Annotated in this window: 10 protein-coding genes and 2 pseudogenes; 4 read left to right on the forward strand and 8 right to left on the reverse strand. The window is 69.5% G+C overall.

Annotated features, from left to right (window positions below):
* The first annotated feature begins 13 nt into the window (after window positions 1–13).
* Entirely contained in the window at window positions 14–1,321 is a 1,308-nt protein-coding gene (locus JDV09_RS20885; RefSeq protein ID WP_221371051.1) for a cytochrome P450, read from the forward strand.
* Here the strand turns inward: JDV09_RS20885 and JDV09_RS20890 are convergent.
* The 4 genes from JDV09_RS20890 to JDV09_RS20905 form a co-directional block, all read right to left on the reverse strand.
* Window positions 1,318–1,761 carry a hypothetical protein gene (locus JDV09_RS20890; protein ID WP_221371052.1) on the reverse strand — a complete coding sequence of 148 codons (444 nt, stop codon included), beginning with the start codon at window positions 1,759–1,761 and terminating at the stop codon, window positions 1,318–1,320. The genes JDV09_RS20885 and JDV09_RS20890 overlap by 4 nt on opposite strands.
* 87 nt (window positions 1,762–1,848) lie before the next feature.
* Window positions 1,849–2,244 (reverse strand): hypothetical protein, encoded by a 396-nt coding sequence (locus tag JDV09_RS20895; protein WP_221371053.1) that lies wholly within the window; start codon window positions 2,242–2,244, stop codon window positions 1,849–1,851.
* A 93-nt stretch (window positions 2,245–2,337) separates the two neighbouring features.
* Window positions 2,338–3,444, reverse strand: coding sequence for a glycosyltransferase (locus JDV09_RS20900; RefSeq protein WP_221371054.1), 1,107 nt, complete (start codon window positions 3,442–3,444; stop codon window positions 2,338–2,340).
* Between the two features lie 84 nt (window positions 3,445–3,528).
* Window positions 3,529–4,446 (reverse strand): dienelactone hydrolase family protein, encoded by a 918-nt coding sequence (locus tag JDV09_RS20905; RefSeq protein ID WP_221371055.1) that lies wholly within the window; start codon window positions 4,444–4,446, stop codon window positions 3,529–3,531.
* A 126-nt stretch (window positions 4,447–4,572) separates the two neighbouring features.
* Here JDV09_RS20905 and JDV09_RS20910 point away from each other — a divergent pair, with 126 nt between their 5' ends.
* Genes JDV09_RS20910 through JDV09_RS20920 form a run of 3 tightly spaced genes read left to right on the forward strand, consistent with a single transcriptional unit; the run spans window position 4,573 to window position 8,600 of the window.
* On the forward strand, window positions 4,573–6,363 hold the full coding sequence (locus JDV09_RS20910) for an N-acyl-D-amino-acid deacylase family protein (protein ID WP_221371056.1): 1,791 nt from the start codon (window positions 4,573–4,575) through the stop codon (window positions 6,361–6,363).
* Complete coding sequence (locus JDV09_RS20915; protein ID WP_221371057.1) at window positions 6,353–6,823, forward strand: nuclear transport factor 2 family protein; 471 nt, start codon at window positions 6,353–6,355, stop codon at window positions 6,821–6,823. The genes JDV09_RS20910 and JDV09_RS20915 overlap by 11 nt, the downstream gene beginning before the upstream one ends.
* Before the next feature lie 10 nt (window positions 6,824–6,833).
* Window positions 6,834–8,600 carry an N-acyl-D-amino-acid deacylase family protein gene (locus JDV09_RS20920; protein ID WP_221371058.1) on the forward strand — a complete coding sequence of 589 codons (1,767 nt, stop codon included), beginning with the start codon at window positions 6,834–6,836 and terminating at the stop codon, window positions 8,598–8,600.
* Window positions 8,601–8,611: 11 nt separating this feature from the next.
* Here JDV09_RS20920 and JDV09_RS20925 read toward each other — a convergent pair whose 3' ends face one another.
* The 4 genes and pseudogenes from JDV09_RS20925 to JDV09_RS27645 form a co-directional block, all read right to left on the reverse strand.
* Window positions 8,612–9,094 (reverse strand): SRPBCC family protein, encoded by a 483-nt coding sequence (locus tag JDV09_RS20925; RefSeq protein WP_221371059.1) that lies wholly within the window; start codon window positions 9,092–9,094, stop codon window positions 8,612–8,614.
* The gene (locus JDV09_RS20930; protein ID WP_221371060.1) at window positions 9,085–9,441 is read right to left on the reverse strand and encodes an ArsR/SmtB family transcription factor; all 357 of its coding nucleotides are present in this window, start codon (window positions 9,439–9,441) and stop codon (window positions 9,085–9,087) included. Before JDV09_RS20930 ends, JDV09_RS20925 begins: the two co-directional genes overlap by 10 nt.
* 65 nt (window positions 9,442–9,506) lie before the next feature.
* Window positions 9,507–9,774: pseudogene (locus tag JDV09_RS20935) on the reverse strand (transcription initiation protein).
* Between the two features lie 156 nt (window positions 9,775–9,930).
* Window positions 9,931–10,100 (reverse strand): annotated as a pseudogene (locus JDV09_RS27645) (IS982 family transposase); the annotation flags it as partial.

Genomic DNA, 10,100 nt, shown 5'->3' on the forward strand with positions numbered 1-10,100 from the left:
ACGCTACGGCGCCATGAGCGTGCGCACGGGCCCCGTCGCCCGACCCAACGGAATCGCCCCACCGGACGTGCCGCTGGCCGACATCGACCTTGGTTCGTGGGAGTTCTGGGGCCGCGACGACGACTACCGGGACGGCGCGTTCGCCACGCTGCGCCGGGAGGCTCCCGTCTCGTTCCACGACTCGTATGTGGCCGCCGACGAGGACGCCCCGGTGGCCGGGCACTGGGCGTTGATGCGCCACGACGACGTGTTCTACGCCAGCAGGCACCCGGAGATCTTCAGCTCGGCGGGCGGCATCACGGTCGGTGACCAGAACGCCGAGCTGGCCGAGTACTTCGGCTCGATGATCGCCATGGACGATCCCCGGCACACCCGCTTGCGCAACATCGTGCGCAGTGCCTTCACTCCCCGGGTGCTGGCCGTGATCGAGGACTCGGTGCGCCAGCGGGCGCGCCGGCTGGTCGAGACGATGTTGGCCGCCCACCCGGACGGCGAGGGTGAGCTGGTCTCGGAGCTGGCCGGACCGCTGCCGCTGCAGATCATCTGCGACATGATGGGCATCCCCGAGGACGATCACCAGCGCATCTTCCACTGGACGAACGTGATCCTGGGCTTCGGGGACCCCGACATCGCCACCGACTTCGACGAGTTCGTCACGGTCGCGATGGCCATCGGCGCCTATGCCACCGACCTGGCCGAGGACCGCCGCCGCCGGCCGGGTGAGGACCTGACCACCAGCCTGGTGCAGGCGGAGCTGGACGGCGAACGGCTGACGTCGGCAGAGGTGGCGTCGTTTTTCATCCTGCTGGTCGTGGCCGGCAACGAGACCACCCGCAACGCCATCAGCCACGGCGTGCTGGCGCTGAGCCGCTACCCGGAACAGCGCGACATCTGGTGGGCGGACTACCCGAAGGTGGCGCCCACCGCGGTCGAGGAGATCGTCCGGTGGGCCTCACCGGTTGCCTACATGCGCCGCACCGCGACCCGTGATGTGGAGCTGGGCGGTGTGCGCATCGCCGAGGGTGACAAGGTCACGCTGTGGTACGAGTCGGCCAATCGTGACGAGACGAAGTTCGCCGACCCGTGGCGGTTCGACGTGCTCCGCCATCCGAACCCACATGTCGGGTTCGGTGGTGGCGGGGCGCACTTCTGCCTGGGCGCGAACCTGGCCCGCCGGGAGATCACCGTGGCGTTCGAGGAACTGCACCGACTCGTCCCCGACATCGCCGCACGCACGGAGCCCGACCGGCTGCACTCGGCGTTCATCCACGGCATCAAGACGCTTCCGGTGTCCTGGACGCCGGCCGGCCGGCCGCGCTAGCGGGTCGGCACGTCACGGCGGGTCTCGGTGCTCTTTTGCTGCTCGCCGACGGCCTGGCCGTCGTCGTCGGGGGACGTCTTGCGGTCCTGCTTGATCCGGGGATCCAGCTCGTCGGCCTCTTCGCGGCGCGCGGCCAGGCCATCGCGGGTGGAGGTCAGCGCCTCGCGGCGACCTGCGGCGGTGTCGGCGAGTCGCGCCGCCTCTGCGGCCTTGGCCTCGGCCTCGGCCTGTGCGGCGCGGGCCTTGGCCTCGGCCTCGTCGACCAGGGCGGCCTGCCGCTGCACCCGCTGATTCTCCTGCTCCACCTCGGCCCGAATGCGATCGGACTCGGCGATCCGGCGCCGGCTGGTGACCTTCCGGGTGGCGAAAACGACCAGGCCGATCACGATCAGGGCTGCCACGACGGCGATGCCGATCCACAGCGCACTGTTGGTATCCATGCCGGCTCCTCGAACTCTGGGGCACGTCGCGGTTGACGGACCCGTCGATCGAGCGGATGCCCGGGCGCCGGTCTCGCTAAACCCGGCTCACAGCGTCGCGGTCTGGGGCCCGGTCTCCGCGCAGACCGGCTGTGGGGGGTTTCCCGTGGACGCACATCCCCGGCCGGTGGCGGTGTAGACGGCACCCGGGTGGTACGGCTGGTAGAAGACTTGGGCGGGCAGGATCCCGAAGCCCTTGGCGCACTGCCCCGGGCCCGGGGCGCCCTGCATCTGGATGCACGCCACGGTCTGGAACGTGATCGCAGCATCACAGGCCCCGGTCGAGACGGTGGTCGTCACCATGTCGACCCCGGACACGTTCACGACGGTGGGCGCGGTCATGTGGTAGTCACACGACGATGCGTCGGGCTCGGCCGACGCGACGGCCGTGGCCGAGCCGACGGCCAGCACCGTGGCCGCCAGGATCGCCGACGTCCTCAACATTTCTGGATCGTATGCCACGGCCGGACCCGCGCACCGGTGAAGAGCCCGATTGCCCGCTGGGGCGGGCTATCCGGCGTTGCCCGCTGGGGCGGGCTATCCGGCGCCGAGTGCGGTCAGCATCCCCGCCGCCGAGCGGGGCCAGCTGAACTGTTCGGCGCGCCGCCGCGCGCTGTGCCTGCGCAGCGGCTCCGGCCGGCTCATCACCGCCGAGACGGCCCTGGCGATCGCACGCCCGTCGTTGTCGGCCGTCGCGCCGCTGTCGGTGGTGAGGATCTCGGCCAGGGCGGATGTCCGCGACACCACCGCGGGAGTGCCGCAGGCCAGTGCCTCCAGCGCGGCCAGCCCGAAGGTTTCGTGCGGCCCGGGCGCCAGCGCGACATCGGCGCTGGCCAGGATCTGCGCGACGGTGTCGCGGCATCCGATGTAGCCGAGAAAGGTCACCGGCAGCCGTCCGGCCTGCCGTTGCAGCCGGGCCCGCAGCGGCCCCTCCCCGACCACCACCAGCCGGGCGTCGACACCGGCATGTCGCAGTGCGGCAACGGTGTCGATGCTGCGGTGCGCGTGTTTCTCGACCGACAGCCGCCCGCAGTGCACCAGCAGCAGCTGCTCGGGGCCCGCCCAGCGCCCCCGGACGGCCTCGGAGCGACGCCTGGGGTGGAACTGGTCGAGGTCGACCCCGAGCGGGACGGTCATCAGGTTCGTCGCGCCGATCCGGTCGAACTCGGCGCGGGCGAAGGCGGTGGTGCACACCACCGCGTCGTAGTCGGCCGCCGTGCGCCGATTGGCCGCATCGGCGACAGCGCGCGCCAGCGGAACCGGAAGGACCTGTCCGACAAGACGATCCAGTCTCTCGTGGGAGATCATCACCGTCGAAGCGCCGTGCCGGCGTCCCCAGCTTCCCAGCGAGCGCAGCGTCAGTCGGTCGGAGACCTCCAGCGCGTCGGGCTTGAGTTCCTCGAGCAGCGCGGTGACGGGGCGTGGCAATACTGCCCGATAGCCGCCGGTGAACGGAATCAGCCTGGCCGGCAGCGAGATACGGATGACACCCGACGGCAGCCGGTGCGACTCGGAGTGCCTTCCGGGCACGATGAGGAACACCGTGTGCCCGGCCGCGCAGTATTCGGCACCCAGTCGGTCGACCGCGGTGCGCAGGCCGCCGGACCGGGGGCCGTAGAAGTTCGCCACCTGCACCACCCGCATGGCAGCATCAGAACCTGTTCGCGTGTGCGGAAGTCAACGGCCGGTCGGCCGGACACCGAACAGCTGGTTTCCGGTCGGTGCCCGCTACCCGACGTGGGTGGCCAGCCAGTCCAGGGTCCGGCGCCACGCATCGGCGGCGGCGGTGGGGTTGTAGCGGTCGCCGGTGTCGTTGAAGAAGGCGTGGTTGGCATCCGGTTCGGTGATGAGTTCGTGGACCAGGCCCGCCTCGTCGAGGGCCGCCGCCACCACCGGTTCGGTGGACGTGACGCGTTGATCCAGTGCGCCGTAGAAGCCCAGTACTGCAACATCTTTAGATCCAGAGAAGTCCGGATCGTCGGGGGCGGGTCCGTAGAACGGGAAGGCCGCTGCGAGTTCGGGCGCGCCCGCGGCCAGCAGCCGCCACGCCAGGCCCCCGCCCATGCAGAAGCCGATGGCCGCCACCTTCAGTCCCGGGGTCCGGCGCTGCACTTCGGCGATGCCGGACTTCAGGTCGGCGACCATGTCCCCGGGCGCCAGGTTGCCCATCGCCGCGGTGGCTTCGGCCGGGTCGGCGAACGTCGCGGTGCCGCCCTGGCCGGAGAGCAGGTCGATCGCCAGGCTGGAGTACCCGGCCCCGGCCAGCCGGCCGGCCACCGAGCGGGCCCAGTCGTTGAGGCCCTTGTTCTCGTGGATCACCAACATGCCGCCGCGCGGTTCGGCGGCCTCGGCCCAGGCGCCCTGTAGCTCTCCCCTGGGTCCCGCCCAGGTGACCGCACTGGTGGGCAGTGCGGCGGCCATCCCGGGCGGCTCCGCGGTGTCGGTCTCCGTGCTCGGTGCCGGCGACGATGCCGCGGGCGTGGGCGCATCCTGCTGGTTCTGGCCGCACGCGGCGATGAGCGCGGTCGCCGCCGCGGTGCCGAGTCCGAGCAGCCCGAGCCGGCGCAGCGCCTCCCGGCGGGAGAGCAGCCCGTCGACGTGGTCGGTGGCGATTTCTTCGGCGATGTAGCGCTGCAACGGAGTCACCTCCCCGATTATGCGCGCGGGGACGAACCGCAGGTGCGGATCGGCGCACCGACATCAGTAGACACTCAGCAAAATCTGTTCACGATTTCGTTGACACCCGTCGGTGTGGACGGTTCGATGAGCGGTGTGACCTTTGACACCATAATCCGCAACGGCCGCTGGTTCGACGGCACCGGAGCGCCCTCGGCGGTGCGCACCATCGGTATCCGCGACGGACATGTCGCCGCGGTCACCGCCGACGGACTGGATGAGGCCGGTTGCCCGCAGGTGATCGATGCGGAGGGCAAGTGGGTGTTGCCCGGCATGATCGACATCCACACGCATTACGACGTGGAGGTGCTGGGTGGTCCCGAGCTGGCCGAATCACTGCGGCACGGTGTGACCACGGTGCTGCTCGGGTCGTGTTCGCTGTCGACGGTGTACCTCGGCGCGGTGGACGCCGGCGACATCTTCGGCCGGGTGGAGGCGATCCCCCGCGAACACGTGATACGCGCCGTCGACGAGCACAAGACCTGGTCCAACGGGAAGGAGTACATCGACGCGCTGGAGGCACGAGCGCTGGGCCCCAACGTAGCGGCCTTCATCGGCCATTCCGACATGCGGGCCGCGGTGATGGGACTGGATCGCGCCACCCGCGCCGATGAGCGGCCGAGCCGGGACGAACAACGCCGGATGGAGGGCATGCTCCGCGAGGCGTTGCGCGCCGGATTCGTCGGTATGTCGTCGCAGCAACTGCTTTTCGACAAGCTCGACGGTGAGGTCTGCCGGTCGCGCACGCTGCCGTCGACCTACGCGAAGGCCGGGGAGTTGCGCAGGCTCAAGTCGCTGCTGCGGCGCTCCGGCCGGGTGCTGCAGTCCGGTCCGGACATCCAGAACCCGTTCAACCTGGTGTCGCAGGCCCTGCAGTCGCTCGGGGGCGTGCGCAACCCGCTGAAGACCAGCCTGCTCTCGGCCGCCGACGTGAAGTCCAACCCCTACGCGATCAAGATGATGGGCCCGGTGGCCCGGCTGATCAACCGGCTGGGCGGTAACTTCCGTTGGCAGCACCTGCCGGTGCCGTTCGAGGTCTACGCCGACGGTATCGATCTGGTTGTCTTCGAGGAGTTCGGCGCCGGGGCCGCCGCACTGCACCTGCGCGACGAGGTCGAACGCAACGAACTGCTGCGCGACGAGGCCTACCGCCGCGGTTTCCGCAAGGACTACGAGAGCAGGTTCGGGATGCGGGTGTGGCACCGCGACTTCTTCGACGCCGAGATCGTCGCCTGCCCCGATCAGAGCGTGGTGGGCAAGTCGTTCGGCGAGGTGGGCCGCGATCGCGGCGGGGTGCACCCGGTCGACGCCTTCCTGGATCTGGTGCTCGAACACGGCCGGTCGCTGCGCTGGCGCACCACCATCTCCAACCACCGCCCCGAGGTGCTCAGGGCGCTGGCCGTCGACCCGGGTGTCCAGATGGGGTTCTCCGACGCTGGCGCGCACCTGCGCAACATGGCGTTCTACAACATGGGTCTGCGGCTGTTGCGCCACGTCCGTGATGCCGAACGCGCCGGTGCGCCGTTCATGACCGTCGAGCAGGCGGTGCACCGGCTCACCGGGGAACTGGCCGACTGGTACCGCATCGATGCCGGACACCTGCGCCTCGGGGACCGCGCCGACATCGCGATCGTCGATCCCGAGCGGCTCGACGAGACCCTCGACGGCTATGCCGAGGAGAGCGTCGAGCAGTACGGCGGGCTGTCGCGGATGGTCAACCGCAACCCGGCGACCGTCACCGCGGTTCTGGTCGGCGGGCAGACGGTGGTGCTCGACGGCGAGCCGACGCCGATCGTCGGTCATCGGCGCACCGGGAGATTCCTGCGCGCCGCCCACAAGGCGCCGGCACCGGCGGCGCAGGAAGGTGTGCTGGCCGATGTCGGTTGAGCAGGTGAGCGGGCTCGCCCGGGTGGAGGCGACCGTGCACGGGATGTGGGGTGCGCTGTCGGCGCGGGATTGGGAGACGCTCAAGACCTACCTGTCCCCCGACTGCATCTATCTGGATGTGCCGGTGGGGCCGGCCGCGGCCGCACGGGGTCCCGAGGACATCGTCAAGCGGCTGAAGATCGGGCTGGAGCCGCTGGCGTCGTATCAGAACTTCACCGGCCTGATGGTCAGCAACGGCGTCGACGTCATGTACGAGCACCACGAGGAATGGCACTGGGTCACAGGTGAATCCGCGGTGCTGCAGTTCGTCTCGGTGCACCAGGTGAAAGACGGCCTGATCACGCTGTGGAAGGACTACTGGGACATGGGCGCGCTGGCCGACCACGCGCCGCCGACCTGGATGACCGACTTCGCCAACGCCGACATGTCCTGGGTGTTCGACGCCACCGGACTGGTCTGAGGAGGAATCGATGTTCGATCTGACCATCACCGGGGGCACGGTCGTCGACGGCACCGGCGCAGACCGCTACCGCGCCGACATCGGCATCAAGGACGGCCGCATCGCCGACATCCGCCGCTGTTCCGGCGCAGACCGGGGCCTGCGGGATGCCGAGACCGCCCAGACCGTGGACGCCACCGGTCGCATCGTCGCACCGGGGTTCGTCGACGTGCACACCCATTACGACGGCCAGGTCAGCTGGGACGCCACCCTGGAACCTTCGAGCCTGCACGGGGTGACCACCGTCGTCAGCGGCAACTGCGGGGTCGGATTCGCCCCGGTGCGGCCCGGCAAAGAGCAGTGGCTGATCGAGTTGATGGAGGGCGTCGAGGACATCCCCGGCAGTGCGCTGGCCGAGGGCATCACCTGGCAGTGGGAGAGCTTCCCGGAGTACCTCGACGCCATCGAGAAGCGGGAACTCGCCGTCGACTACGGCACCCAGATCGCGCACGGGGCGGTGCGCGGCTACGCCATGGGTGAACGTGGCGCCAACAACGAGGAGGCGACCGCCGACGACATCGCCACGATGGCCCGCATCGTGCGGGAGGGTATCGAGGCCGGCGCGCTGGGCTTCTCGACCTCGCGCACCGAGGCCCACCGCGCCCTCGACGGTCAGGCGGTCCCCGGCACCTACGCCGCCGAGGCCGAACTGTTCGGTCTCGGCCGCGCGATGGCCGCCGGCGGCCGGGCCGTCTTCGAGGTCGCTCCGCAGGGCACCGCCGGGGAGAGTCCCGCCGAGGCCTGCATGCGGGAAATGGAGTGGATGGCAAAGCTTTCTGACGACATCGCCCGGCCGGTGTCGTTCACCCTGATCCAGGCCGGTCACGCTCCCGACCTGTGGCGTCAGCAGCTCGGGCGGGCCGAGAAGGCCCATGAGAACGGCATCGAACTCTACGCCCAGTTCGCCGCCCGCCCGTTCGGCATGTTGTTCGGGTTCCCCGGCTATCACGCGTTCACCCACCGGCCCACCTTCCGCAAGGTGGCGGCGGAGTCGAGCCGGGACGAGCTGGGCCGGCGACTGGCCGACCCGGCCGTCAAGGCCGCCATCCTGGCCGAGACGGACCTGCCGCCTCAGCCCGGAGCGCTGCTGGACGGTCTGTTTGCGCTGGCCCAGTACAGCGCCGACCGCATCTACGCCATCGGCGACCCACCGGACTACGAGCCCACCCCGGACATGACCGTGGCGGCGATCGCCGCCGAACGGGGCGAGGATCCGCTGTCGACGATGTACGACCTGATGCTGGAGTCCGATGCCGGCGCCATGCTGATGCTGCCGTTCTTCAATTACGCCGAGGGCGACCACAGTGCGATCTACGAGATGATGCAGAGCCCCGCGGCGGTGTCCGGGTTGTCCGATGGCGGTGCCCACTGCGGGCTGATCTGCGACGCCTCCTACCCCACCTTCCTGCTGACGCACTGGGCGCGCGACCGGCACCGCGGCCCGAAGTTCACCCTGGAGTATGTCGTGCGCAAGCAGACGCTGGACACCGCAACGCTTTTCGGGCTTTCCGATCGGGGTGTTCTCCAGGTCGGCAAGAAGGCCGACATCAACGTCATCGACATGGACGCACTGACCCTCGGCGTACCACGCATGGTCTACGACCTGCCCGCCGGTGGGCGCCGGCTGATCCAGGGGGCGACCGGCTACGACGCCACCGTCGTCAGTGGTGTGCTGACCCGACGCAACGGTGTCGACACCGGCGCCCGCCCGGGGCGGCTGATCCGCGGGGTCCGCTGACCCTTCCGGCGTCAGGAGACCAGCACGTCGATCTGGTTGATCGCCGACGAGGCCCCCTCGACCACGCCCATGTCGAGGACCTGCTGCAGCGCCTCCGCGGTCGCATACGTGCTGGTGAAGGTCGCTCGCGTGCCGCCCTCGTGTTCGGCGAAGGTGAAGACGTTCTTCGAGACTGGCAGGTCCGGGTTCGGCGTGAACTCGAGATCGGCGAACCCGTCGTCGAAGGAGAAGCTGCGCGGCGCGTCGACCGCGGTGACCTCCCAGTAGCCCGCGTGCTTGTCGCCGTCCGGGCCGGTCATGAAGTAGGTCACGCGGCCGCCGGGGCGCAGGTCGTGGTCGATGACCGTGGCCGGGTATTCCGGTGGGCCCCAGATCTTCTCGAGCTGGCGAGGATCTGCGTAGACCTGCCAGATCCGGTCGACCGGTGCGGCGAAGTCGGCGACGATGGTCAGGGTTCGGTTCTCGAGGTCGTGGCTGACGTCGGTCACGGGCATGGTGGGTCCTCCTGTGGGGTCTTCTCGGATGCGATGAGCGCGTCGATGCGGGAGATGCGGCCGCGCCAGATCTGTTCCAGCTCAGCGAGCAGGGTGGCCACCGTCCGCACCGCCGCCACGTCGCCGCTGGCCAGCTGCTCGCGGCCGTGCCGCCGCTTGGTTACCAGGCCGGCCCGGTCGAGCACGGCGACGTGTTTCTGCACCGCGGCAAAGCTCATGTCGTAGCTCGCCGCGAGCGTGGAGACCGAGTGCTCTCCTGCCAGCACCCGGCGCATGATGTCACGCCGGGTCCGGTCGGCGAGCGCGTGGAACAGGGCGTCGGCCCGGTCTTCGTCCAACTCGATCACCACTCCAACATACAACCAATTAGTTGTATGTTGTCAAGCGTGACGTCCTGCCCGGATGAACCCGGTCAGCTGGCCGGGTCGAACTGGAACGCGCGCACCCCCTGCGCGCAGCGACAGGCCACCGCGATCTTCGCGGTCCAGGCCAGCGCCGCCTCGCCGGAGGGCAACTCCAGGACCGGCGGAACGCTCTCGTCGATCCCACCGCCGAACACCCAGACGCCGGCGTCCTTCGCCTCCTGCACCACTGAGCGCGCAGCGTCCGAAACCGCCTGTAGATCCTCGGCGGGAAAGGACCATCGCGGCGCTGGGGAACGAGATCAGGTACTTCGTCACGGCATCGGTTTCGGTTTGCCGGCTTTGCTGCTCGCGACGCGCCTCAACAGATAACTGCTGGTGAATTCCTTTATGCACCAAACTGTTTGAGCGTCAGCACCCGCGCCGCGCGGGGTGCTTTCCGGTCACCCGGCTCTAGATGAGTGATTCCAAGGGTCAGTGGTCGTAGGCGGTCAGTGATCGGTGGATGTTGGCGCCGATGGTGTCGTTGTGCCAGATCGCGGCGGTGAGTGCGAGGATGCGCTGGGCGATCCGCGCGCAGACCCCGGCGATGGTGCGTCCGCCGTGGGCTTCGAGGTCGAGCTGACCTTTGAGGGTGTCGTTGA

Source organism: Mycolicibacterium xanthum (assembly GCF_019710635.1).
Lineage (GTDB): Bacteria > Actinomycetota > Actinomycetes > Mycobacteriales > Mycobacteriaceae > Mycobacterium > Mycobacterium xanthum.